General features: G+C 47.1%; 22 protein-coding genes. 7 read left to right on the forward strand and 15 right to left on the reverse strand.

Translation table 11 applies throughout. The features are described 5' to 3' along the window. Window positions 1–286 precede the first annotated feature (286 nt). From OCV59_RS02230 to OCV59_RS02240, 3 genes are read right to left on the reverse strand one after another with little or no spacing between them, the layout of a single operon-like run. Window positions 287–1537, reverse strand: coding sequence for a histidine phosphatase family protein (locus OCV59_RS02230; RefSeq protein WP_262584053.1), 1251 nt, complete (start codon window positions 1535–1537; stop codon window positions 287–289). Between the two features lie 43 nt (window positions 1538–1580). Then, the gene (locus OCV59_RS02235) at window positions 1581–2408 is read right to left on the reverse strand and encodes an XdhC family protein (RefSeq protein ID WP_262584054.1); all 828 of its coding nucleotides are present in this window, start codon (window positions 2406–2408) and stop codon (window positions 1581–1583) included. 27 nt (window positions 2409–2435) lie between these two features. Then, window positions 2436–3077: a class I SAM-dependent methyltransferase gene (locus tag OCV59_RS02240; RefSeq protein ID WP_147592733.1), complete on the reverse strand. Its 642-nt coding sequence runs from the start codon at window positions 3075–3077 to the stop codon at window positions 2436–2438. A 507-nt stretch (window positions 3078–3584) separates the two neighbouring features. On the opposite strand from OCV59_RS02240, the gene OCV59_RS02245 reads away from it, so the two are divergent. From OCV59_RS02245 to OCV59_RS02265, 5 genes are all read left to right on the forward strand, one after another. Then, complete coding sequence (locus tag OCV59_RS02245; RefSeq protein WP_147592735.1) at window positions 3585–4466, forward strand: hypothetical protein; 882 nt, start codon at window positions 3585–3587, stop codon at window positions 4464–4466. A 154-nt stretch (window positions 4467–4620) separates the two neighbouring features. After that, window positions 4621–5406: a molybdate ABC transporter substrate-binding protein gene (gene modA, locus OCV59_RS02250; RefSeq protein WP_147592737.1), complete on the forward strand. Its 786-nt coding sequence runs from the start codon at window positions 4621–4623 to the stop codon at window positions 5404–5406. Window positions 5407–5436: 30 nt separating this feature from the next. Next, on the forward strand, window positions 5437–6114 hold the full coding sequence (gene modB / locus OCV59_RS02255) for a molybdate ABC transporter permease subunit (RefSeq protein WP_262584072.1): 678 nt from the start codon (window positions 5437–5439) through the stop codon (window positions 6112–6114). Then, complete coding sequence (locus tag OCV59_RS02260; RefSeq protein ID WP_147592742.1) at window positions 6111–6770, forward strand: ATP-binding cassette domain-containing protein; 660 nt, start codon at window positions 6111–6113, stop codon at window positions 6768–6770. The genes modB and OCV59_RS02260 overlap by 4 nt, the downstream gene beginning before the upstream one ends. Further along, on the forward strand, window positions 6771–7790 hold the full coding sequence (locus OCV59_RS02265; protein ID WP_147592745.1) for a molybdopterin-binding protein: 1020 nt from the start codon (window positions 6771–6773) through the stop codon (window positions 7788–7790). It begins immediately after the preceding gene. A 166-nt stretch (window positions 7791–7956) separates the two neighbouring features. Here OCV59_RS02265 and OCV59_RS02270 read toward each other — a convergent pair whose 3' ends face one another. From OCV59_RS02270 to OCV59_RS02310, 9 genes are all read right to left on the reverse strand, one after another. After that, entirely contained in the window at window positions 7957–8250 is a 294-nt protein-coding gene (locus OCV59_RS02270; RefSeq protein ID WP_147592747.1) for a DUF2325 domain-containing protein, read from the reverse strand. Between the two features lie 589 nt (window positions 8251–8839). Further along, window positions 8840–9841: a lipoate--protein ligase gene (locus OCV59_RS02275; protein WP_147592749.1), complete on the reverse strand. Its 1002-nt coding sequence runs from the start codon at window positions 9839–9841 to the stop codon at window positions 8840–8842. Next, on the reverse strand, window positions 9828–10670 hold the full coding sequence (gene lipA, locus OCV59_RS02280) for a lipoyl synthase (RefSeq protein WP_147592751.1): 843 nt from the start codon (window positions 10668–10670) through the stop codon (window positions 9828–9830). The genes OCV59_RS02275 and lipA overlap by 14 nt, the downstream gene beginning before the upstream one ends. 28 nt (window positions 10671–10698) lie before the next feature. After that, entirely contained in the window at window positions 10699–10935 is a 237-nt protein-coding gene (locus OCV59_RS02285; protein WP_147592753.1) for a biotin/lipoyl-containing protein, read from the reverse strand. Window positions 10936–10950: 15 nt separating this feature from the next. Continuing rightward, window positions 10951–11880 (reverse strand): lipoate--protein ligase, encoded by a 930-nt coding sequence (locus tag OCV59_RS02290; protein WP_147592755.1) that lies wholly within the window; start codon window positions 11878–11880, stop codon window positions 10951–10953. A gap of 92 nt (window positions 11881–11972) precedes the next feature. Continuing rightward, window positions 11973–13718 carry a dihydrolipoyl dehydrogenase gene (gene lpdA / locus OCV59_RS02295; RefSeq protein ID WP_147592757.1) on the reverse strand — a complete coding sequence of 582 codons (1746 nt, stop codon included), beginning with the start codon at window positions 13716–13718 and terminating at the stop codon, window positions 11973–11975. Window positions 13719–13996: 278 nt separating this feature from the next. Continuing rightward, a complete protein-coding gene (locus OCV59_RS02300) occupies window positions 13997–15421 on the reverse strand; it encodes a dihydrolipoamide acetyltransferase family protein (RefSeq protein ID WP_147592759.1) in 1425 nt (474 codons plus the stop codon). A 15-nt stretch (window positions 15422–15436) separates the two neighbouring features. Beyond that, the gene (locus OCV59_RS02305; RefSeq protein ID WP_147592761.1) at window positions 15437–16417 is read right to left on the reverse strand and encodes an alpha-ketoacid dehydrogenase subunit beta; all 981 of its coding nucleotides are present in this window, start codon (window positions 16415–16417) and stop codon (window positions 15437–15439) included. Window positions 16418–16455: 38 nt separating this feature from the next. Continuing rightward, window positions 16456–17445: a thiamine pyrophosphate-dependent dehydrogenase E1 component subunit alpha gene (locus OCV59_RS02310; RefSeq protein WP_147592763.1), complete on the reverse strand. Its 990-nt coding sequence runs from the start codon at window positions 17443–17445 to the stop codon at window positions 16456–16458. 413 nt (window positions 17446–17858) lie between these two features. Between OCV59_RS02310 and OCV59_RS02315 the strand changes: the two genes are divergently transcribed. Further along, a complete protein-coding gene (locus OCV59_RS02315) occupies window positions 17859–20129 on the forward strand; it encodes a sigma-54-dependent Fis family transcriptional regulator (RefSeq protein WP_147592765.1) in 2271 nt (756 codons plus the stop codon). A 649-nt stretch (window positions 20130–20778) separates the two neighbouring features. On the opposite strand, the gene OCV59_RS02320 is transcribed toward OCV59_RS02315, so the two are convergent. The 3 genes from OCV59_RS02320 to OCV59_RS02330 all read right to left on the reverse strand — a co-directional run bounded on the left by OCV59_RS02320 (window position 20779) and on the right by OCV59_RS02330 (window position 23607). After that, window positions 20779–20967: a hypothetical protein gene (locus OCV59_RS02320; protein ID WP_147592767.1), complete on the reverse strand. Its 189-nt coding sequence runs from the start codon at window positions 20965–20967 to the stop codon at window positions 20779–20781. A 79-nt stretch (window positions 20968–21046) separates the two neighbouring features. Continuing rightward, on the reverse strand, window positions 21047–22465 hold the full coding sequence (locus tag OCV59_RS02325; RefSeq protein WP_147592769.1) for a sodium:solute symporter family protein: 1419 nt from the start codon (window positions 22463–22465) through the stop codon (window positions 21047–21049). A gap of 917 nt (window positions 22466–23382) precedes the next feature. Continuing rightward, on the reverse strand, window positions 23383–23607 hold the full coding sequence (locus OCV59_RS02330) for a helix-turn-helix domain-containing protein (RefSeq protein ID WP_147592771.1): 225 nt from the start codon (window positions 23605–23607) through the stop codon (window positions 23383–23385). Between the two features lie 284 nt (window positions 23608–23891). On the opposite strand from OCV59_RS02330, the gene OCV59_RS02335 reads away from it, so the two are divergent. Continuing rightward, window positions 23892–24461, forward strand: coding sequence for a LexA family protein (locus OCV59_RS02335; RefSeq protein WP_147592773.1), 570 nt, complete (start codon window positions 23892–23894; stop codon window positions 24459–24461). The last annotated feature ends 200 nt before the right edge of the window (window positions 24462–24661 follow it).

Raw genomic sequence — 24661 nt, forward strand, 5'->3', positions numbered from 1 at the left:
ATTATAGCACAGGCTTTTTATAAAATCTATTGTCATAGGGTCAATTATTTTTTGTAACCACTTTGTTTGGCAACATATACATATGTACATTTTAGTGCAAAACACAAAAAAATTTTTTATTTTTTTCTGCAGCATCCGCAAAAAACATGTAATTTTTTGTCTGAAATCACCTTTTTCTGTCGATTTTTTGCGACACCTGTCCGCTGCCTGAGTCATCACAGCAGCCGTCATTCGATCCGGCCGGCTTATATTATCTGCATGCGTCAGATGTCCGCCAGCCGGCGGTTCACTGCTCTATCACGACGAACCCGCCCTTTGGAACGGATGTCCACTCATCGTTCACGCGCTTCCCCTCCAGGTTGTTCTGCAGCGCACGTATCACCCCGCTGTGAGCTACGATGATGATCTCCTTTGAATCATCATTTTCAAGGATCTTTCTCAGTGTCTTCACTGCTCTGTACTGTATATCATAGAAGTTCTCGGATTTGTTTCCCGTCTTGAAGATGAACATATCCTCGCCCCTGCGCATGTATTCCTCAGGGAACTCTGCCTTTATCCGGCTGACAGGCTGTCCGTCCCACTTTCCGAGATTTATCTCTCGAAGTCCGGGTGCTTTCACGATTTCCGGGTATTTTTCGTTATTTTTTTCACTAAATTTGCGCAAGATTATCTCCGCTGACTCCATTGCCCTCGAAAGATCACTTGCATATATCACCCGCGGACATGCAAAATCCGCAGCCAGCTGCTCAGCACTCTGTGCGATCTGCATGCGCCCTTTTTCGTTCAGAGGTACATCATACTGCCCTATGAACATTTTCTCGGCATGCTGCATCGTTTCACCGTGTCTAACCAGCACTATACGCCTGCCGCAGGCCAGCTCCTGCAGATCTTTGCGCACGCAGCCCGATCGATAGAACTCCAGCAGCTCACTGTAGCTTTCCGGAGTGTCCATATCCAGCAGGCAGCCCTCGTCGCTGACCGGTATCCTGACCATACGATCCCAGTATTTGTCCGTGACCGCCTTTAACCCTCCGGATCCGTCGTAACTGCATATCTCCTCCGCATAGAACTTCGGGACGAACAGCGGATGACCTTTCTTGCCCTCGAACACAGGTACAAAAAAATTCTCTCCGCTGCTGTCACATCCGGCGTGCTCCGCGACAGTTCTGACGGTTTCAGCCGATATCAGCGGACAGTCGACCGGCATCACCAGATACCCTGCGGTGTCAGGATACAGCTCCCTCGCCTTCGATATCCCCGTTTTTATCGACGAAAACATGCCTGTATCATAGTCTGCATTATAAGCCTCGATGCAGCCCTCAGAATCTAAAACAGGCCCCAACAGTTCCCTGCTGTAGCCTGTGACTGTCACTATCCTGCCGATACCTGCATCTTTTACACTGCGAACCAGCTTCTGTACTGCCGTCATCTCACCTAAAGGAAGCAGCGGCTTGAAACGCTTCATCCTGGATGAATACCCTGCAGATAATATGACTGCAGCAATGTCTGTATTGTTATTGCTGTTGTGATCATTCATTTTGTCTTTTCCCGTCTCTACTGATGATGTGATGACACTGCATCTATTCTGCATTTCTCGCAGCACGCACACCGATTATCTCTGCCGCGATGCTGACGCCGATCTCTTCCGGCGTCTCAGATCCTATGTCAAGACCTATCGGCGAATGGATCTGCGCGATCTGATCCTCCGTCACACCCTCTTCCATCAGAGTATCGTACAGGAGCCTGTTTTTCCTTCTGCTGCCTATCATGCCTATATATGCCGACTGTCTCTTCAAAGCCTGTCTGAGGACTTTCAGATCGCCTCTGTGACCTCTTGTGACGATTATTATGTAGCTGTCTTCATCCACATCTATATCATCGAATGAATGGTCAAAATCGTCCACGACGATCGTTCTCTCAGCATGAGGGAATCTCTCGCTGTTTGCGTACTCCTCACGGTCATCGACGACTACTGTCCTGAAGTCTATATGCCTGAGCACAGGCTCCAGCGCATACGCAACATGACCGCCGCCGAAGATATATGCCGTACTCGCCAGCTTGAACTCTTTTACGAAATCGCCGGGATCCGCCGCATCGATATAATCGATCTGTATAGTCGCATCACCGCCGCATCCCATGTCGAGAGCTCCTTTCTGCTTCTCGTCGAGCGTAAAATCGTAAATATGCGTTTTTTCCTTCGTTTCGAAAGTCTTCCTGCAGAGCTTCTCTGTCTCCGCTTCAAGCAGTCCGCCGCCTACGGTGCCTATAGTGCTGCCGTCTTTTTTCATCAGCATTACCGCACCTTTTTTACGCGGCGCCGAGCCCTTTGTGTCTACTACCTTCGCGATGACGAAATCCTGTCCCTGTTCGATAAGATCTCGTGCGTAATATGATAACTGTTCTGACATATCGTTTCCTTTCATGTAAAGATCCGGCTATAACGGTTTCTCGGCGATCAGCAGGAACCTGCCCTTTGCATCTCTGCCTGACGGCTTCTTTCCGTCAGCGCACGCAGGCTCTGAAGTCTCGAATGCAGCGACCTTGTAGCCGATCTCTTCTATCTGCTTCTTCAGCGGTTCGATGAAGAAGGTGTCCCTGAATCTGAAGTCCACAAATCTCACGGGATCCGTCTCGCAGTCTCCTTCCTTTCGCGGTTTTTTGCTCTGCCTTGCTGCTTCTATCTGCAGCGCCCTGAGCTGCTTCGGATCAGGATCCGTATAGTAATCGTCTATTATCACGAGCCTGCCGCCCTTCTTGAGCACACAGTACGCCTCATGAAGCGCCTCATCCGGAAGATTTATCAGTGGCAGCACATCCTGCATGAATATACCGTCAAAAGTGAACGAAGAATAATCTTCGAGGAATTCTCCGTCACCGAACTTCACATCAATCCCGGGGTGCTTTTCTTTGGCAATGCGGATCTTTTCAAGATTCATATCTATTCCTTCCGCTTCCATCCCGCATTTTGCCGTAAGATATGCCACGACATCTCCTTCGCCGCAGCCTATGTCGAGGATCCTGCAGCCTTCTCCCAGCTTTGCCAGCTCCAGTGCCCTGTCTGTAGTCGTAAACGACATCACGTCCTCCTTTAAACAATCTCTTTATACTCGAATATATCACATCGCAGTCCTGGCGCGGTCTGCAGCCTGTGATAACTATATAATGATTATATCTGCCACAGGCTTCATAATCAAGTGACAGAGTCTGCAGAATGCGTGATTTATGGCATTTTGATCGTCTGACGGGCTGTGCAGAAATAAAATTACGATTACTTTTGTTGTTCCAACAACATCCGCATTGACATTATGTCTTTCATTACAGTATAGTTATTTACAGATAATATACTCCGATTTATCACATAGCTTAACCGGCAATGTGAACAAAATAGCAAAAGTTATTTTGCTATCTGCCACTGTGCGAAGCAGACATATATTTGCCTAAACCGTCTGACTGCGCACTTTTTCTTTTTTGCAGACAAATCACACACACTTCCGTGTTTTCACCTGCGATCCATGATACAATAACATGCATACATTGAAATGTAGCTATTTATATCAAATCAGAACAGATGAGGTGCAATTATTATGTGTAAAATCGATTATCACGACGTTAAAACCCCTGAGACCTGTCCAGGCGAGGACCTGACTCTTGTAAAAAAACCGCTCGACATATCTTCGGGAAAAGAATACGAAAAATGCCGCTATGCTTTTTTCCCTGACCGCCAGCTGTGCGCGGACGAGCCCGAGATCGTCGTAAAAGCCTATGACTCCATACTTTTCCAGTATCAGGACACCGGATTTTTCATGCAGGACATCACATCCGACGAGATCCCTGCCCAATGGGAAGCGCTCGGAAAGCCGCAAATAGTCGTGACATCGCTCAGATACGCCGATATTTTAAAAAAAGACTTCCCGCAGATACCGGTGATCTCGATCTATGAACTGCTGCAGCAGCTGCAGATCAGCGGCGGCTGCAACTCCACGGACTATGCACTGTTCTATCCTGAAACAGAGAACGAGTCCGATAATGCAAAGGCTGCAGTGCGCGGGCTTGCAGAAAGCATGGGTGCAAAGCTGCACGATACCGCTGAAAAAAAACTTCCTTATATAACATGCTGCATGGACTGCCGCGATTCGCTGAAAAACAACGGCAGAGACGCAGTCCATATACTCGAGCTGATATACGGCATGGGTGCGTCGAACACTCACATGATCCACGAGCACGATCACGAGCACGATCACAGCGAAACATGCGAGCATGGAGAAAGCAGCGCAGAGTGCGGTGAATGCAGCGACATCCCTGAATGCAGCGGAGTATGTTCCGACTGCAGCGCAGACTGCGATAATGTACTGAACGCATCAGGTCCTGCAGCTGCCGAACCTCCGGCACCGCTCCCGACGAAAGACGAACAGCTGGCAAACCTGAGAGAGCTCAAAGAAGTGATGCTGCAGCTTTTCTGGAGCTGATCTTGTCGAAACAACATCAAGTCAATTAAATGTAGTCGAAACAATTTGCCGATATGTTGTTGCGACAACATATTTTTCTATACTCCTGTGCTACACTTGTACCAGCACTCAATTTAAGGTGGAAGTTAATATTCAAAACTATCAGGAGGTAATTATGAAAAAAATATTGACCTTAGCAACAGTTGTCATCATGGCACTGTCAATGATGCTGCTTGCAGGATGCGGCAGCGACAGCAAAGATGACGCTGACAAACCGGAAGTTACAGTTCTGGCTGCAGCAAGCCTTACAGATGCTCTTGACGAGATCATCGAAGAGTATGAAAAAGACGCTGACTGCACTATCACACCAAGCTATGCAGGATCAGGAGATCTCGTCCAGCAGATCGAAGGCGGAGCTCCTTGTGACATCTTCATCTCAGCTTCGAAGGCTAACATGGATCAGCTCGAAGACGGAGACTACATCGACAAAGACACAAGAAAAGACCTTCTTGCAAACAGCCTCACTCTGATCGCAACATCAGAAAACAAAGACACTGTCAATATGGACACTCTTACGACTGACGCTGTAGGAAGCATCGCTATCGGCGAGCCTACAACTGTACCTGCAGGAAAATATGCAAGCCAGGTATTCGACAACATGGGTATCACTGATCAGATCTCAGGAAAGATCGTTGAAGCAAAGGACGTTCGTGCGGTACTGACTTATGTAAAAGAAGGAAACGCTGACTGCGGATTCGTTTACAGAACAGACGCTGAAATCGAAAAGGACAACATCGCTATCATCGGTGACGTTGATGAAAGCCTTCACGATCCTATCGTATACCCTGCCGCTATCCTGAAGGACGCTCCACAGGCTGACTCAGCTGCTGACTTCTACGATTTCCTCCAGAGTGACTTCGCCAAGAAGGTATTCGAAAAATACGGATTCACTGTAAAATAGCTGACGATTTTTTCAGGTAAGTACTGTAAGATTATGTTTGAACCAATTTTTTTATCGATCAGAGTTGCATTGCTTGCAACTGTTATCGCCTTTTTTCTGGGCGTGCTCTTTGCCTATCTACTGACAAAGAAAAAGGTTCCCGGCAAGAACATATGGGAAACGATACTTATCCTCCCCATGATCCTGCCGCCATCGATAGTAGGTTACTTACTGTTAAAAATATTCGGAAAGAGAGGCCCCATCGGGGCTTTTCTTCTGGATACATTCGGGATCCAGATAGTATTCACATGGATCGCCTGCGTCATAGCGGCGACCGTTGTGGCACTTCCGCTGATGTATCAGAATGCAAAGGGCGCCTTCCAGAGTGTCGATCCGAGCTATGAGCTTGCTGCAAAGACGCTGGGAAGCAGTTCGTTCAAAGTGTTCAGGACCGTCACATTTCCGCTGTCAGGTCCCGGCATCGTGAGCGGCATCGTCCTCACGTTCGCAAGAGCTCTCGGCGAGTTCGGAGCTACGCTGATGCTGGCAGGAAACATCCCGGGCAAAACGCAGACCATACCTACTGCGATCTACTATGCTGTCGTTGTCGGAAAAGATGAAAAAGCCTCAATGCTCGTGCTGATAATGGTACTTTTCAGTTTCGCACTCGTATTCGGGCTGAATATGTGGCTCAAAAGGCGAGAAAAGCGCGGAGGGTTAGTAAGATGAGTATAGCTTTTAAACTGAACAAAAAACTTAACTACTTCGATCTCGATGTGGAATTTTCCATGGGGAACGAGCTTCTGGTCATTGAAGGCGCTTCCGGTGCAGGCAAAACTACGATCCTGAACTGCCTCGCCGGTATAGTCACTCCCGACGAGGGCAAAATCACCATTGACGACAGAGTCCTTTTCAGTCATACTGATAAAGTGAATATTCCGGCTGAAAAGAGAAATATAGGATATCTTTTTCAGAATTACGCACTGTTCCCAAACATGACGGTAAAACAGAACGTGCTTTACGGTCTGAAGAACAAACGCGAATACAGGAAAAAGGCAACCAGGAAGGAACTGCTTGAATACGCAGATCATATGATGGAGACGCTGGGTATCGCGCATCTTGCACCGAAAAACTCGACTGCCATCTCCGGAGGAGAAAAGCAGCGAGTGGCACTTGCAAGAGCGATGGTCACCAAGCCTTCTCTGCTGCTTCTTGACGAGCCGTTCTCTGCACTGGACGAAAACACCAAAGGTAAGATATACGAGGAATTCAGAGCTTTCAAGGACAGCCTGAAGATCCCGACGATCCTTATAACCCACAATCACCGCGAAGCTGAGCTTTTCGCGGACAGGAACATAACGTTAAAGGAAGGCAGGATAGTATAAATGAAAGAAGTTACGGTAGAACAGGCTGTGGGGACAGTGCTCGCGCATGACCTCACTCAGATAATCCCGGGCGAATACAAGGGCCCTAAATTCAAAAAAGGACATATAATAACAGAGGAGGACATTCCTCTGCTTCTTTCTATGGGGAAAAGACATCTTTTCGTCCTGGAAAAAGACGACAACGATGTGCACGAAAACGAAGCAGCTTACAGGATCGCTTCAAAAGCTGCGGGCGACGGCATCGAGCTCACTGATCCTTCAGAGGGCAAGATCGAGCTCAAGGCGACTTATGACGGGCTCCTCAAGATAGACCGAGACAGGCTGTACGAGCTCGTGTCACAGGATGAGATCATGTTCGCAACGATACATGAAAACATAGTTGTCAGAAAAGGTGAAAAGCTGGCAGGAACCAGGATAATCCCTCTGTTCATCGCAGAAGAGCTCCTGCAGCAGGCCGAATCCATACTTGAAGACGGCCCTGTCATAAAGATAGTCCCTCTCAGAGAAATGAAAGTCGGTGTCGTTACTACCGGCAGCGAAGTTTACAACGGTATCATCGAAGACAAATTCGGTCCGGTGCTTGTGAGAAAATTCGACGAACTCGGCAGCAAGGTCGAAAAACAGGTCTTTGCCGATGACGATGACGAAATGATCGCAGGCTGCATCAGGCAGCTTATCGATGAAGGAATGGACATCATAGGCGTCACAGGCGGGATGTCTGTAGACCCTGACGACATGACTCCTTCAGGCATCAGAAAAGCAGGCGGAGAAGTCGTAAGCTACGGCGCACCGGTGCTGCCGGGAGCTATGTTCATGCTCTCGTATGTGGGAAACGTTCCTGTAGTGGGACTTCCGGGATGCGTGATGTACAGCCGTACGAGTATTTTCGATCTGATCGTTCCGAGACTCCTCGCCGGCGAAAAGATCACGAAAAAGGATATCGTGAAGCTGGCTCACGGCGGACTGTGTCTCAACTGTAAAGTATGCACATTCCCTGTATGCGGTTTCGGCAAGGCATAGAACGGACATTCAAAGCCCTGCAATATACAAAAGAGGATATCATATCGGCATGATCATCTTGCCTGTATGGTATCCTCTTTTGCCTGTATGCTTTATTTTGTGTTTTAATATGTCGACTGCGTATCCGGGTGCATCCACGGACACATCAGTATATTTCGTGTACTTCTCAGCTTACCGGCGTCGCACCGTGCTCCAGGAGCAGATTTGTCAGTGCTGAAGCGCTGCTGCTGTGTGCTCTGGCGATCTGGATCCTGTTTCTTTTGGCCTCGTTCACAGCGCTCTTGACCATCTTGTGCGACACTGTGTTCGTGAGCAGTATCATCAGATCGGGAGTCCCCAGATTCTTCTTGAATCCGCTCCTCTCCTTGACAAAAACTTTCGCATCACATCCATGTTTTTCGCATATCTCTTCGTATTGACGGACCATTCTCTCATGACCTCCGATTATTACAACACTCATAAATCCCTCCTGACCATAACAGCAAAAACTGCTATTTATTTATCTGTGGTTAGCTTTCGCTAACCCACTTTTAAATATATACGGGTACTATCATCAGAAATACCCGTCCCTCTGTACCTCATGCGGATGCTTTTGACATCTCGCATCCAGTTATGTTCAACTAACTTATAGTGACATCTTACAATTATTCTGTATATTTGTCAATAGCAACATGCATCAAATAATGTAAAAACTTTGTGAACTTGCTGAAACTCCCCGGTCCTGCCAGTCATATAGATCGTATGCAGCAGATCAAGATTATGACAGGTTCAGCTGCAGCCCGTGTTTGCCGGAACTCAGCTGAGCCTGCTGTAAAGCCGGAGCTGCCCGAGCCTGTCAGTCAGGCCTATGCGGCAAAGTCATGGATACAGTGATGCGCATTCGTCGCTTATTCCAGCAGCTATAAGTGTCTCACCAGTCATATCTGCAAGTTATGTTTGTATGTACGGCACGACTTCTCCGATCTTCCCGTTCCATTCGCTTATGATTTCCTGCTTTTACTTTTTATTTTATCCAGTTTCCGTGCTTCTCTCAGTTCTGTGCCGTAACGCTATTTTTCACATATTATACCTGCGATATCCGCTGGACTGATATTCGTTACTGACCCCTCAGGCATCAGCGATTCGAGCCTTTCCCTGATCTGCCCGTATTCGTAGCGGCATCCTCTGAGCATCCTGCTGATCTTTGCCATATCGGCAGTGCCGAAGAAATTGCCTGTGATCTCTATATCCTCTATAACGCCTTTCTTCACATTCATACTGCAGCATACATCTCCGCCATCACATCTGCCCTGCTTCGTGATATCGAATTCCGGATTTCTGCCGTATATGTTCTCCCAGCTGCCGAACCTGTCTATCGCGATCTCCTCCAGACGCTCGATATCCTCGGGCATGAGCTGTATGACCTGAGAATCGTCTGTGATGAACTTTGCTATTATCTTATCTCTGAATTCCGTCATCGACAGCGGATCCGTGAAATAGTCGCTGATATTGCCGACGTGCTCACGCACAGAGCTGACCCCTTTCGACTGGAGCTTTTCCTCATTCGAGACTGTGCTCCTTTCCAGCATGTCAAGATCCGTGCTGTAAAGCAGCGATCCGTGATGAACGACGAATCCGTTACGCATATACTGTGCATTGCCGGAAACCTTCTTTCCGTCTACCATGATGTCGTTCCTGCCGTCAAAGTACGCTTCCACCCCAAGCGACTGCAGCACCTCTATCACCGGCTCCGTATATTCCCTGAACGAGATCTGCTCAGACTGTGCGGGTGCGATGAAAGTGAACTGCCATCCGCCGAGATCTGTGAATATCGTGCCTCCGCCTGACATGCGCCTCACTACATTGATATCGTTTTCCTCCACGAAACGGCTGTTGATCTCTCTGTACGTGTTCTGGAACTTTCCTACCATCACAGTCGGCGTCGTCCTCCATATCAGAAAAACAGTCTTGTCCCTGAACGGCTTCTCTGAAGTCAGGTAATATTCCAGTGCAAAATTGTAGTATACGTCCAGCGAATCGTTTTCTATGTAAATGTAGTTATTTTCTTCCATAGCTAAGAGCCTCCTCTGCGTGGTATGAGCTGCGTACAAGCGTACCGCTCGCCACGTATGCGAATCCTTTCTCTTCTCCCGCTTTTCGGTACTCGTCAAAGACCTCCTCCGAAATGTATTCCTGCACCGGCAGATGATCCTCTGTCGGCTGCATGTACTGCCCTATCGTCAGGATATCGCAGTTTGTCTCTCTCACGTCATCCATCAGCGCCAGCACTTCCTCTTTCGTCTCTCCCAGTCCCACCATGATGCCTGTTTTCGTCAGCACATCAGGACGCATTTCCTTTGCTCTCTGCAGGACTCGCAGCGACCTGTCATAGTTCGCCTCAGGTCTTGCCTCGCTGTAAAGTCTCGGAACCGTCTCTATGTTGTGGTTAAGTACATCCGGCTCGGCATCCATCACGATCTTCAGCGCTTCCAGGCTTCCCCTGAGATCCGGGATCAACACTTCCACCGTTATGTCTTCCGAATAATGGCGAAGTGCCCGGATCGTCGCTGCAAACTGCTCTGCACCGCCGTTTTTGAGATCATCTCTCGTAACGCTCGTGACCACCACATGTTTGAGCCCCATCAACGCTGCGGCCTTTGCTATCCTCTCAGGTTCGTGAGGATCCACCTTTTCCGCATCGCCGTTCATGATGTTGCAAAACCTGCAGTTTCTGGTGCACTGACTGCCGAGGATCATGAATGTGGCGGTTTTGCGCCTGAAGCATTCACCCATGTTCGGACAGCTCGCCGCACTGCAGACTGTATTCAGCCTGTATACATCAAGCATCTTTCTGACATTGTCCACATCATTCTGATTGTATCTTACTCTGACCTGCCCCATAACTCACACCTCTTGCGCGTCTGCGCCTTTATGCCTTGTCTATCACTGCCACGACTGCCCCAACATTTACAGCAGAGCCTTCATCGAAGCACATCTCCGAAAGGACTCCGTCGGCGGTAGCCTCCACCTCGCATACGACTTTGTCGGTCTCTATCTCAAAGATCGGTTCGCCGCTTGTCACCTGCTCACCCTTTCCCTTGAGCCACGATACGAGGACTCCGTTTTTCATGTTGTTGCTCAACTTTGGCATATAAATGTTTTCCATCTCATACCTCTCTATCTATATAAACATCTTAGTGTTGTTTTCAAGTATCTCTCTGACGTATTTCTCGGAATATCTGTGTCCCACATATTCCTTTTCCAGAACTTCCTCTCTGATAACATCGAGCGGGGAGCCTGCGAAATCCGTCTCTATTTTTCGTATTATGCCTTTTTCAACGAAAAACTCTATATCAAAAATTTTTCCTCCGAAAAAGCACCGTTCCCTTGCTGAAAATTTAGGCGATCTGCCTATCACCCAGTCCCAGCTGCTGAATTTGCCGGTCTGGCTTTCTATCAGGCGCTTTTCTTCTTCGCTGAGGACGATCTCTTCGCCGCCTCTGCAGAAGTAGTCCGCTATGTATTTTTTGAATTCCTCCGCTGTGACGTCCAGGTATTTCCGGATGTTCACAACGCTGCTCTTTACTGATTTTGTAGCCTTCGAGCTGTATGACGAGCTGTCGGACTTGAGATATTTTCTCAGTTTTTCAAGGTCAGCGTCAAAGAGCAATGTGCCATGATGTATGATTTTTTTTCCTTTGATTATCTGAGCATTACCTGAAATCTTATCGTCCATTATGACTATATCGCTCTTGTTACGCTTAGATGCAGAGACTCCGAGTGAATGCAGCATTTCGATGACAGGAGAGAGGAACTCGTCATACTGGTCGGCGGCGTCCATATCAAAATCACGGATCACACTGAAATTGATATTGCCTCTGTCGTGAAAGACAGCTCCGCCGCCTGAATTGCGTCTTGCCAGAACTATACCGTCTGCCATCGCCTCATCCACATTCACTTCCTCGAAGATGTTCTGATTTCTTCCGACTACTACGGAATCCTCATTCGTCCAGATGATGAAGCAGTCATCGTCCGCCGCATTCCGGCACAGGTACTCTTCGAGAGCCAGGTTGTAAAACACGTTTTGATTATCACTTATCAGCCATTTCATATCCCTGCAAAACCTTTCTTTGTCAGTTTATGTTATGTTTGTCTTGCTTTGTCTTTGTCTGTCTGTTTTTGACGTTATTCGTCTATTTGCGATTAAAAATGTATCGCTCTTCCATCCACGGCATGCATAGCTTCGTGCATGATTTCTGATACTGTAGGATGCGGATGTATAGCCATCGCAACTTCCTCTGCAGTGCTTTCAAGCTTCATTGCAACTACTGCCTCTGCGATCATGTCTGTAGCGTGGATGCAGTAAAGATGCACGCCTACGATCTCGCCGTACTTGGCTTCTGCGATCACCTTTACAAGTCCTCTTTCCTCTCCTGCTACCTTGGCTTTGCCGTTTGCCATGAGAGGGAACTTGCCGACTTTGATCTTGCCGTATTTCTCTGCAGCCTGCTTTTCTGTAAGTCCTACGCTTGCGATCTCAGGCTGGATGTAAATAGCGCTCGGGATCTTGCTGTAATCCATTACTGCCTTTTCACCGCAGATATTTTCTACTGCTACGATACCTTCCATCGAAGCTGTATGCGCGAGCATCGCCTTGCCGTTCACATCGCCTATCGCATATACACCGTCAACCGAGGTCTTGAGCATCTCGTCTGTAACGATAGCGCCTCTTTCAGTCTTGATGCCGAGAGCTTCAGTATCTATGCCTGCAAGGCTAGGTCCTCTGCCGACTGCCATCAGCACCTGCTCTGCAGGGAGCTCCTGTACTTTGCCGTCCTTCTCGAACCTGACGCTGTCTGCAGTGATCTCAGTAACCTTTGCACTGGTGTAAATATCGATGCCGAGCTCTTTCAGGTGACCTGTCACCTGAGTAGTGATCTCTTCGTCCACCATAGGAAGTATGCGGTCGAGGAATTCGACTACGCTCACCTTTACGCCTATAGTAGCGAGGAAGTATGCGAATTCTATACCGATGACTCCGCCGCCGATGACTACCATCGATTCCGGTGCTTCGTCTATGTCGAGCATCTCCGTGCTTGTCAGCACTGTAGCTTCAGGTGATATCTCTATCGGCAGGCTCTTTGCCTGTGAACCTGTTGCAATGATCACATTTGCTGCCGTTATCTTCTTGCCGCCTACTTCAACTGTGTGCGGATCGATCAGCTTTCCTTCGCCGTTTTCGATCACTGCGCCGTTTCCTTTGAGCAGCCCCTGAACACCGCCTACCAGCTGGCTGACTACGTTCTTCTTTCTGGCCTGCACTTTCTTGAGATCGAGTGCTGCTGACGATGTGTCAACGTCCACTACTCCGAACTGTGCGCTTTCCTTGACTTCCTTGAGAGCCTCTGCGCTTCTGAGGAGTGCCTTCGTAGGGATGCAGCCGACATTGAGGCATGTGCCGCCGAAATGTTCTTTCTCGATGATCACTGTCTTCTTGCCCATCTGTGCCGCCTTGATCGCTGCCACGTATCCGCCCGGGCCGCCGCCGATGACTGCGATATCGTAATCGTAGCCTGCGCCGTCTGATGCTTTGTCTTCTGTTTTCTCAGCCTTTGCAGGAGCTGCTTCAGCTGCCGGCGCCGCTGCGCTGTCTGATGCGTTGTCGCCAAGCTGTGCCAGTGAATCGGCGATCAGATCGTCGATGTTCTCATCGGCGTCTCCAACGATCGCGATCGGGAGAGTCACAGGGATCTTGTCGCCTGCCTCGATGAAAAGCTTTCTTACCACGCCATCCTGCGTTGCTTCTATATCCATGTTAGTCTTGTCTGTCTCGACAGAGAAGAGAGGCTCGCCTTTTGCAACGGCTTCGCCCTCTGCCTTGTACCATTCGACAAGCTTTCCTTCGCTCATATTAAAGCCCAGTTTGGGCATTATGATTACTTCTGCCATTTTTGATCCTTTCATCTATTTGTCGATCGTAGATCGACATTAAGGTTACACCCTTGCGGTGTTTCATTAGTGTGTCGGCGATAAGCCGACATTAAGGTTATCCCCGCCAGGGGGTTCATCTGCTTTTTCCGGTGTAATCGGATCAGACTTATAAATGCACCCGTTCATATATGGAAGTTCAGGATGTTAACACATCTGTTTAAATTACTCATGACCACTAAGTACAATTAAAAAGGAGAAAAAACATTGTCATTTATAAGTCTGTCTCATACACTCTTCTATACCATCAAGCTAATTGGGTTTTCCAGTAAGTTCTTGACATTTGTAACAAACTGTGCAGCCAGCAGGCCATCGATTATTCTGTGGTCTACAGTGAGCTGGATGTTCATCATCGGCTTGATCTGTATTTCCTTGGTTCCGTCTTCCTTAGTGACAACGAACGGCTCGTCCTTTGTCGAGCTGATCGACAGTATGCCCACTTCAGGAGGATTGATGATAGCTGTAAAGTTTTCTATGCCGAACATGCCGAGGTTCGAGATCGTGAATGTTCCGCCCGCATATTCGTCAACTGCAAGCTTTCCGGCTCTCGCCTTGTCGAACAGCGGCGTTGATGCCTTCGAGATCTCCACTACGCTCATGTCCTGTGAATTCTTGATATTCGGTACGATCAGTCCTGTCGGTGACGCTACCGCTATACCAAGGTTGATGCTCTTGTATCTTTCTATAGTCTCGCCTACGAGCGATGAATTCATTTCAGGATACTTTTTCAGTGTCATGATGACAGCCTTTGCGATGAAGTCTGTAACTGACGTCTTCTTGTCCTGTACCTCGTTGACCTTTTTTCTGAGAGCCAGCACGTCTTCCATGTTGACTTTCTGTGTGAAGTAAAGGTGCGGAGCAGTGAATTTGCTCTCGGCCAGTCTGTCGCCGATGACCTTTCGCACGCCTGCATAAGGAACCTTTTCTCCGATCTCCTTACCGTCAGGGGTGATCTCGCCTGCGCCTGCATGTGCCTGATCTTCTGCGGCAGCAACTGCCTTTTTCGCTGCAGCGATAACTTTTTCCACGTCTTCCTTCATGATCTTGCCGTTCACGCCGCTGCCCCTGATGTCTGCGAGGTCGATGCCCTCTGCCTTTGCCATAGCTGCTGCAACAGGTGTCGCCTTGACCTTGTTCGATGCAAGGTATTCAAGGATGTCCTTTTCACAGATACCGCCCTGCCATCCTGTTCCTTCGATAGTCAGATCTTCGACAGCCAGGTCATTCTCTGCAGCCACTCTTCTCGCTCTAGGCGTGATCTTGATCACACCGTCTGCTGTCTTTGGAGCTGCTGCAGGAGTCTTTGCTTCAGCCGGAGCCTCAGCCTGTTCCGCTGCCGCAGCTGCTTCGTCAACATCACTGACATCTGCTCCGCCGGCCGCGAGCTGCGCCTTTGCATCTGCAACTGCAGCACTGACGTCTTCATCCGCAGAACCGATGACTGCGATTGGCAGAGTTACAGGGATCTGATCCCCTTCCTCGATGAGCAGCTTCTTAACGACGCCGTCAGATGTCGCTTCTATATCCATGTTGGTTTTATCTGTTTCTACTGAAAAAAGAGGCTCTCCCTTTGTGATCTCTTCGCCTTCGCTTTTATACCACTGTACCAGCTTACCATCGTTCATATTGAATCCGAGTTTCGGCATTATTATGATTTCTGCCATTGTACCTCTCCTCTCTTATTTGAAATATGTCTTGACTTTTTCGTATACCTTTTCTGCTGACGGAATGAGAGGGAACTCGAGCGCCGGGCTGAACGGAAGCGGCACGTTAGGGTTGTTTACTCTTCCGCACGGTGCATCGAGATAGTAGAACACGTCATCCGCGATAGCTGCTGCGATCTCTGCACCTACGCCGCATCTCTCATAATCCTCGTCGGCAACGATGAGCTTGCCTGTCTTCTTTACTGATTCGATTACAGTTTCCTTGTCGAGCGGAACCAGCGTCCTGAGGTCGATGATCTCGCAGTCGATGCCTTCCTTCGCAAGTCTTTCAGCTGCTTCTTCCGACTTCATCACCATCGAAGATGTAGCTACGATAGTGATGTCCTTTCCTTCTCTTGCGATCCTTGCCTTGCCGAACGGGATAGGATCTACATTTTCCTCAACTTCGAATTTCTTGTTATATACCATTTTATGTTCCAGGAAGATAACAGGGTCGTCGTCTCTGATAGCTGTCTTGAGCAGTCCTGCCGCTTCAGTCGCTGTTGACGGGAGTACCACCTTTGCTCCAGGGAAGTGTGCAGCCATAGACTGTATCGACTGTGAATGCTGTGCTGCTGACGATCTGCCTGCGCCTATAGGGCATCTGATGGTCATAGGTACGTTAGCCTGTCCACCGGACATATATCTGATCTTTGTCATCTGGTTGAAGACCTGATCGCCCGCAACGAGCAGGAAGTCTGAGAACATCAGCTCGATGACAGGTCTGAGACCTGTCAGTGCCATACCTACGCCCATACCTACAAAGCCCTGTTCTGAAATCGGAGTATCCTTTACTCTGAGGTCGCCGTATTTTTCCAGCAGACCTACTGTACACTTGAAGTTTCCGCCGATGAATCCGATGTCCTCTCCAAGCTGAACTATATTTTTATCTCTTGCCATTTCCTGATCCAGTGCATTGCATATTGCCTGTGCATATGTCATTTCTTTCTTTGCCATTTTAAAATTTCTCCTTTCCGGTGCTTTCCGTGAATCGACTATAAAGTTCCCTGCTGAAATACGTCTGTAAACGCTTCTGATGCATCAGGATAATCGCTGTCTGCTGCGAATTTTACTGCTGCCTGGATCTCTTCTTCAATTTTTGCCTCGAGTGCATCGATCTCTTCTTCCTTCACTTTGCCGGAAGCGATCATCTCAGCTCTCAGAGTAGTTACAGGGCATTTCTTCATCCAGTCTTCCTTCTCGGTCTTGCTTCTTCTCTGTCTGTATGTAGCCGGATCTCCCACGTGGTGTCCCTGCCATCTGTAAGTCTTGCATTCGATCAGTGTAGGGCCTTTGCCTTCTCTTGCTCTCTCCACTGCTTCAACTGCCGCTTCATAAACTGCAGTGACATCCATACCGTCTACAACTACTCCCGGAATATCATATGCCTTTGCTCTTACTGCAAGGTCAGGAGTGTTCGTAACATCACGGATATCTACTGAGATTCCGTAAAGGTTGTTTTCTATTACATATATGCACGGGAGTTTCCATGCTGCTGCCATGTTGATGCTTTCGTGGAAAGTTCCCTCGTTCGTTGCCGAGTCACCCATGAATGAGATCGCTACCTGGTCTGTTTCTCTGTATTTTGCCGAATAAGCTGCTCCCGTTGCGATAGGAATGCCGCCTCCTACGATACCATTAGCGCCGAGGATCCCCTTGTCCATAGCCATGATGTGCATAGATCCGCCCTTTCCGTGTGAGTAGCCGGTTTCCTTGCCGAGGATCTCTGCCATCATTCTGTTTATGTCAGCGCCTCTTGCCACCAGATGTCCGTGGCCTCTGTGTGTGCTGGCAATATAGTCTTCATCTTTGAGTGCCGCACATACGCCTGTTGCTACTGCTTCTTCACCAAGATAAAGGTGCGCCAGTCCTGCCATCATGCCTTTTTTGTAAAATTCGAAAGTCTCTTCTTCGAATCTTCTCATCTTGAACATAGTTTCGTAAAACGCCAGTAACTGTTCTGCTTTATACTTATCTACTTTCATCATTGACCTCCCGTATAAAAAACGTAATATGTCATTATTTATTTTCTGCCCTTATTAAACGCAATCATCGTGCCAAACTGCCGTCTATGCGACAAAAATATGTGTCCTGCGTTTTGCGATACGTGACATATTGCTGCTAATTTATTGAAATTTCAATGTTCTAACTGTGTCATGCAGCTTTAGAGTGAGTTGTAAAGCTGCCGCAGCTGCTATTCTTTTTATCATGTAAAGAGCCGGCGCGCTGCATTTGTGTCACGGTTTTGTGTCACGGTTTTGTGTCGCGTTTTTGTCATGGTGTCATTTTTGATGTGACAAAAACTTTTCTCTTGTAAAAAAACGTGACACATACTATAATTGTGACATAAAATACATGTCAATTATTATTATATTCAGATAACACATGGAGGTCTGTCATGAATATTTCTACTTTAGCAGGCAGCAGCTATCAGCATCGACTGAAGGAAGCCTGGGAGCATTTCGTAGAAAACCGCGACTACGACTATTCTTTCATACGCAGCGAGATCCTTGACTCGTGGAAGAGAGCCAGAAACACAGGTATCAACCCCAGAGAAATCAACTACAAGAATCTTTCTCCCGATGAACTGAATATGAAGATAAACAAGAATCTGGAACTGATCAATATCGTTCACCCTCACCTCGAGAGTATTTATTCGATAGTAGAAGGCTCCGGATCATACATACTGCTGTGCGACAGCGAGGGCTATGTCATAGACTACAAAGGCGACCCCGACATCATCGAACGCGGAGGCCTGACAAAGCTCGGTCTCGGATCGGTAAGAGACGAGAGATCAGTAGGCACCAACGGCATAGGCACCGCTCTCTACCTGGAGAAGCCTGTACAGATATGGGGCGAGGAGCACTACGCTGAAAAACACAAGAGCTATACCTGCTCAGGCGCGCCGTTCTTCGACGCCAATGACAATCTCTGCGGCTGCATCAATATCACTGTATTGACTGAAAATGCACATCCGCACACTCTCGGCATGGCGCTCTGCGCAGCCGACAGCATCACCAAGGAGCTCAAGCTCAGACAGGCGATGAACGATCTCGAGGCGATAAACGCACAGAGGAACAGCATCATAGAAAACATGACATCCGGAGTGATCCTGCTGAATTCACTCAGCCGTGTGTCGCAGGTCAACAAATACGCACTGAACCTTTTCCACCTCTCGTATGAGGACATAATAGGCCAGAAGCTGTTCGACTACATATCTATAGACAACTATGACAGCTACACGATCCACGATATCCTCAAAACAGAGCGATACAATGAAGAGGTGTCCGTTTTTACGAAGCTGTCGCCATCCAGGCCAAAACGTCTTAACCTTTCCATAAATCATGTAAAGGACAGCGCCGGCAATATCACCGGCACGATAATGCGTTTCAATAAACCGGAAATGCTCAATAAGATCGTGAAAAGCATCGGCGGCTTCAGCGCCAAGTACACTTTTTCCTCGATAATCGGCCGTTCGGAGCCTATGCAGAGGATGATCCAGACAAGCAAAAAAGCAGCGCAGAACGATTCCAATGTGCTGATCCTGGGCGAAAGCGGCACCGGCAAGGAGCTGATCGCTCAGTCCATACACAATGCCAGCCCTGTCGCAGGCGGACCGTTCGTCGCGATCAACTGTGCAGCGATACCTAACAGCCTCGTGGAAAGCGAGCTGTTCGGCTATGAAAAGGGCGCGTTCACAGGGGCCGAGAAAGAGGGACGTCCGGGAAAATTCGAGATGGCTGACGGCGGCACTATTTTCCTCGATGAGATAGGAGACATGCCGTACGCCGTACAGGCCGCACTGCTGCGCGTTTTGCAGACAAAAGAAGTCGTCAGGGTCGGTGGAAAATATCCGAAGCCTGTAAATATCAGGGTCATTGCTGCGACAAATCAGGATCTGACCGAGGCTGTGGCTCAGAAGACATTCCGTGAAGACCTGTTTTACAGGCTCAACGTGCTGACGATAGCAGTACCTCCGCTCCGCGACCGTGGTGCAGACGACATTTCGCTGCTGATCTCGCACTTCGTGGATATGTACAATAAAAAAAGGCACACCGACATAACGGTAGCTCCTCAGGTATATCAGGTGTTGAGAAATTACTCATGGCCGGGCAATGTGCGCCAGCTGGAAAACACGGTAGAGCGCGCGATAAGTCTGTGCTCCGACGACATGATAACATGCGAAGACCTGCCTCCGCAGTTTTGCGATATGATCGCAGCTCAGAGCAACGGCAGTGCGGATGCGGCATACGCAAACTCAGAGCATCCCGGGTACCCGGGAAACGGCATGACAACAGCCGGCAGCATGGATTACTCCGACAGCGAAAGAATCGACTACTCCGGCCACCCGAGCGCTGCATCCCATGGTACAGCTGCAGACGCTCACGCACACGCCGCACAACATTACAACAGCGCCGCTCATTCAGCGCCGCAGGCAGCAGCCGGCAGCTATGTAAATGAAAGCATTGGTACGGGTACGAATCCGGATCCTCATCGCGAATCATACAACATCGCCGAGAACGAAGCCGCACTGATCATTTCCGCACTCGAAAAATGCAGCGGCAACGTGACCGCAGCCGCAAAGCTCCTGAGCATGAACCTGCGTACACTTTACAGAAAAATAAAGAAACATCAAATAGACGTGGACCTTTACAGACACAGGAAATAGAATCTCCCTGCTCAATGCCCGCGCATCAGCTCACCGCCGTATTTCCTGGTGCGGATATGATGCATATATACTCGTTCAGGCCTGCAGATAAACTTGCAGACAACCTTGCAGACAGATAACGGGGCCGAGAATACTGCCGACAATGAGGTTTTGTGTAGAAATCAGGATTTCTGATAATATCTGCACAATGGAGCCTCCGTCTGTATCGATGTTCGTGAAGAGAGAAAATCAATACACAAGAAATTCCGGATCTTTGCTAAAAACAGGGTGATTTCATCTGATTTTTGGGTATTTTTATCATTTTGACGATTTTCCTTGTGTAGATGTTTCTCGCCTTCACCTCATCCTGCACATATCAAACACGGATTGTGCAGGATTTTTTTCAATAATAGAATACTACACAAATGATACGAAAAGTGTACCAGACCCTCTATGCGTGATCCTAAAGAAGATATATCTCCAACTGCAGAAACTCGTATTCTGCAGAAAATAAAACAAACCCAATACAATTGATATGCGGTCATTGCCAGAACATCATATCTGTATCGGGTTTGTATCCAGTTGCTATTGTGATTTTATCGTATGCTTATAATCAAGATATACTGACTACAAAATATACTGACCAACCATATAATGAACCACCAGCATTCTAGAATTCTTTCTTGCTGCCATCCTTTTCATAGAGACGGTTCTTGCAGAAGAAATATCCTATAACTGCGAGCTCTACAGCACCACAGATGTAGTTGAACAGTCCTGCCGGACACCATCCAAAGAGTATAGTTGCAGGCATATATGGTGAAAGAACGATCAGCTGAATGAATACGAGAACGATGAGCACCAGAAGTACTTTATGTCCTGCAGTATTTCTTGTTGCAAAGAATGCACTGAGCGGTTCGTTGATTTCTTTTACTGCCTTTTCAACAGGCTTTGTGCATAAGCTTACTACGATATACAGAAGTGTGTTGATGCCAAGCCCCCATAAAATATGGCTGTATCGACGGCAGCGGATTGTAAATGAACAGCGTAAACAATACTGCAAGTGCACCTGCAAGTGTTCCTGAAATAGCCCCGGCTTTAGTTGCACGTTTCCAGTACAGCCCGCCGATCATAGCCGGCATAAGCTGCGCAAATCCAGGACCACAGAAACCATAAGCATACGTTACGAGGAATGCCGGTCTGAATTTTACAACTATCAGAACCAAAAGCATCAATATTCCAATGCTGATCTGAGTGATTTTTACACCTGAAGCTCCATCTTTTTTAGCTCTATCTCCTATCATATCATGATCTATGATAGTTGATGCAACAACGAGCTGTGAATCAGCTGTAGAAAGACCGAATGCGAAAACGCCGATAACCAGCAGTATAGCAAGAATAGCCGGCGCATAATTAAGAGCCATCATCGGAATGACGATATCACTCTCTGCACCTTCAAGGTTCGGGTAAGCAACACGACCTGCGTAAATGCCCTGCAGCAGGAAGCATCCGAATGCAACCAGCTCTAAGATAGGGAATGCGACACCCATTGTCTTGAATACCTTTTCGTCTTTTGCCATATATGATCTTACAAAGATATGCGGCCATGCTATGATAGACATTCCTGCTGAAATAGCCAGTGCAAGGAACCCTGAAAATGTTGCATACGGTCCTGTCATCTGGAGAACTTCAGGATTTGTTTTTACGATATCTTTTGCTGCAGATACAAGATCTCCAGGGATAGCAACTATCAGCACGATAGTTGTCAGGATAGCGATGCCTACACCAACGAAACCTGCAAATGTATCTGTTCCCACGACTGCCTTGTTGCCGCCCTTCAGGACATGCAGAACGATATAAACTGTAAGTACCGCTACTACCAGCCAGAAACCGATCTTGCCCTGTGTTGTAGTAACTATTCCATTAGCAACACCGGTTACCTGAACTGATATGTACGGTATAATACAAACTATACATATTATCGAAATAAGGTGTTTCAGGAATTTCGATTCATAACGGTGGATAAAATAGTCTCCAGGAGAAACGTAATTATACTTTTTCCCCAGCAGCCAGAGACGATACATGATCGTAGGAGCGTATATGCCTACGAAGAATGCTCCAACAGCTCCGGCAAAGTATCCGATACCGTCACGATACAGGCCTGCACCATATCCAAAGAATGCAAGAGCACTCCATATAGACAGACACATGGTTCCGAGTAAAGCTATGGAACCTACATTTCTTCCGGCAACTGCAAAATCATGATGACTGCCTGTTGCGTCGCCGGCTTTATGGGAAATCCAGAAAATGAATACGCCATAAAGTACGATTGCAATTATTACACCTATTGTAATAAACATTTAATACTACCTCCTCTGCATAAAAGTTTTATTCGAATAAAAACACATTAGGTTTAAGCTTCGGTATTAACTAACGCAAATTATATGCCAATTGTGAAAAAACGTCCATACCTTTGTTTTTTATTGTTTTTTGTATTTGTGCATGACATTTTGACATCTAAAAAGCGTGACATTTTTGAAAAGTGTCACACTTATATGTCACATGTCATGTTTTGTATTCTTATGTCGCAGCATGTCAAATATTTATATAGAAAGTGTTTCTTCGATTTATTTATGCGCTTACTTAAAAAGATATTTGTATTTGTATTTGCATATTAATATAGTGGTGAATATTATCCATCGCAAAAACATCTGCAGTCTGCATGCATCAGATATCTATTCCGAAGCTGCATATATAATATCGCAGGAATGTTGCAGATATCGGGCCACTAACAGGATTTTGTGTAAAAACTGGGCATTCGGATAATATCTGCACAATGGAGTTGCCGTTTGTGCAGATATTCGTGAAGAGTAAAAATCAATACACAAGGGGATCAGATATTTTGCTAAAAACAAAGTGATTTCATGAGATTTTGGTACATTTTCATCGATTTGGCGATTTTCGTTGTGTAGATCTTTTTCAGCTTCACATTATCCTGCACATCTCAAGCAGGTATTGTGCAGGATTTTTTGCAATCTCATAATAATACACAAAACGTCTAACTGACAGAAGATCAGATTTACTTTTATATGAAACACAACATCCCGAAGCCTGCATCCTGCTTTGACTTCGGTTCTTGACCAGTATTTCTGCTAGATATTAACATTTATATTGGAGAGCGAGGGTTGATAATTACTCTCTTTCAAGACCTTTAAACATCATCGGGAAGGTTCTAATAAACAGCCTCCCTGGGATTTTTTTGAAATTTCTCAACTCATCAGACAGCCTTGCGGAAAAAATACTCCGGGATATCTTCCGGAGAAACCTCCAGTACAGTTTCTGCCCGCTTGCTTATTTCATCCATCGTGAATTCTTCATAACTGCAAAGTTTCATAAGATATGACTTTTCGGAAATACGAAGGATGCCGGCGATATCTACACTGGTAAATCCGTTTCTGCAGGCGGCGTCAAGAAATCTCTCATAATTGAACTTGTATAACATTACCTTGCTTCTTCTCCATAAATAATCAGTTTTCTAAATAATCCATACAGATTTTGTCTCAAAAAATGGAAAAAGTCAATTCTGCGCACTGCAATGTCGAAAATAAAATAGTATTGACTCATTTAGCAACAGTTCTAAAATATGTTCTTTGTAACATTCAATATGGTTGATATGAGCATTAAATGCATCAAAAATATAAAAATAGTATTTGAATTGTTGCTATTTATTAGAATTAATATTATAATTATACAGTGTTCAAATAAAGATAAGGGGAATTTGCTATTATGGGAAAATCTACTTTTGCAGAAAGACTAAATGCGATAATACAAGAGCAGAATATCCGTCAGATCGATCTTTGCAAGAAGACCGGCATAGGCAAAAGCGCTATGAGTCAGTACCTCAGAGGATCTTTTGCGCCTAAACAGCAGAAGCTGTATGATCTGGCTGAAGCACTCAACGTTTCAGAAGCATGGCTCATGGGCTACGACGTTCCGCGCGAGCGAAAGATCGTAACATCTTCTGAATCGGATGATGCGGATTCATTCTACTTTACGATTCATGACAACAGCATGAGAGACGCGTTCATACCGTCGGGAGCAGTGGTCCTTGTACACAAGCATCCTTACAGAGCATCTGCCGAAACTCCGTACGAATCGGGGCAGATCGTGTGCTTTTCATACAAAGACTCGCCGGATCAGCTCCGGGTGCTCTACCTTAAGGACGATTCTGTCGTCCTCGTGGCAGCATCTCCTGACATCAGTGCTTTTCCGCCTGTTGTCTGCACAAAAAGTGATCTTTCAGACGGCACGCTGCAGATAAAAGGTGTTGCCTCAAGGATCATCATCAATCTGTAAAAATCTGTATTATACGTATATTCTGCATACCTCGGCGCCAACTGTAAATCGGCGGCGTATTTGGTATTCAGGACATATTCTTATGCTCTCCGTGCAACGGAGAGTTTTTTCATACAAAAAACAGGCGCTCATGTTACTGTACTTCTTACTGCCCGTCTGCCAATTTCATACTGCAGACTGCCGCTTTGCAAAACGCTGAA

The organism is Brotomerdimonas butyrica (genome assembly GCF_025567305.1).
Taxonomy (GTDB): domain Bacteria; phylum Bacillota; class Clostridia; order Peptostreptococcales; family Anaerovoracaceae; genus Lentihominibacter; species Lentihominibacter butyricus.

Bases quoted from the DNA above. Each gene is read 5' to 3' on its own strand.
- OCV59_RS02245 (WP_147592735.1), top strand. From the start codon at position 3,585: ATGTGTAAAATCGATTATCACGACGTTAAAACCCCTGAGACCTGTCCA.
- OCV59_RS02290 (WP_147592755.1), bottom strand. From the start codon at position 11,880: ATGAAATGGCTGATAAGTGATAATCAAAACGTGTTTTACAACCTGGCT.
- OCV59_RS02265 (WP_147592745.1), top strand. From the start codon at position 6,771: ATGAAAGAAGTTACGGTAGAACAGGCTGTGGGGACAGTGCTCGCGCAT.
- OCV59_RS02235 (WP_262584054.1), bottom strand. From the start codon at position 2,408: ATGTCAGAACAGTTATCATATTACGCACGAGATCTTATCGAACAGGGA.
- OCV59_RS02335 (WP_147592773.1), top strand. From the start codon at position 23,892: ATGGGAAAATCTACTTTTGCAGAAAGACTAAATGCGATAATACAAGAG.
- lipA (WP_147592751.1), bottom strand. From the start codon at position 10,670: ATGGGGCAGGTCAGAGTAAGATACAATCAGAATGATGTGGACAATGTC.
- OCV59_RS02270 (WP_147592747.1), bottom strand. From the start codon at position 8,250: ATGAGTGTTGTAATAATCGGAGGTCATGAGAGAATGGTCCGTCAATAC.
- OCV59_RS02330 (WP_147592771.1), bottom strand. From the start codon at position 23,607: ATGTTATACAAGTTCAATTATGAGAGATTTCTTGACGCCGCCTGCAGA.
- OCV59_RS02285 (WP_147592753.1), bottom strand. From the start codon at position 10,935: ATGGAAAACATTTATATGCCAAAGTTGAGCAACAACATGAAAAACGGA.
- OCV59_RS02325 (WP_147592769.1), bottom strand. From the start codon at position 22,465: ATGTTTATTACAATAGGTGTAATAATTGCAATCGTACTTTATGGCGTA.
- OCV59_RS02300 (WP_147592759.1), bottom strand. From the start codon at position 15,421: ATGGCAGAAATCATAATAATGCCGAAACTCGGATTCAATATGAACGAT.
- OCV59_RS02305 (WP_147592761.1), bottom strand. From the start codon at position 16,417: ATGGCAAAGAAAGAAATGACATATGCACAGGCAATATGCAATGCACTG.
- modA (WP_147592737.1), top strand. From the start codon at position 4,621: ATGAAAAAAATATTGACCTTAGCAACAGTTGTCATCATGGCACTGTCA.
- OCV59_RS02275 (WP_147592749.1), bottom strand. From the start codon at position 9,841: ATGGAAGAAAATAACTACATTTACATAGAAAACGATTCGCTGGACGTA.
- OCV59_RS02240 (WP_147592733.1), bottom strand. From the start codon at position 3,077: ATGTCGTTTACGACTACAGACAGGGCACTGGAGCTGGCAAAGCTGGGA.
- OCV59_RS02230 (WP_262584053.1), bottom strand. From the start codon at position 1,537: ATGAATGATCACAACAGCAATAACAATACAGACATTGCTGCAGTCATA.
- OCV59_RS02260 (WP_147592742.1), top strand. From the start codon at position 6,111: ATGAGTATAGCTTTTAAACTGAACAAAAAACTTAACTACTTCGATCTC.
- OCV59_RS02310 (WP_147592763.1), bottom strand. From the start codon at position 17,445: ATGAAAGTAGATAAGTATAAAGCAGAACAGTTACTGGCGTTTTACGAA.
- OCV59_RS02315 (WP_147592765.1), top strand. From the start codon at position 17,859: ATGAATATTTCTACTTTAGCAGGCAGCAGCTATCAGCATCGACTGAAG.
- lpdA (WP_147592757.1), bottom strand. From the start codon at position 13,718: ATGGCAGAAGTAATCATAATGCCCAAACTGGGCTTTAATATGAGCGAA.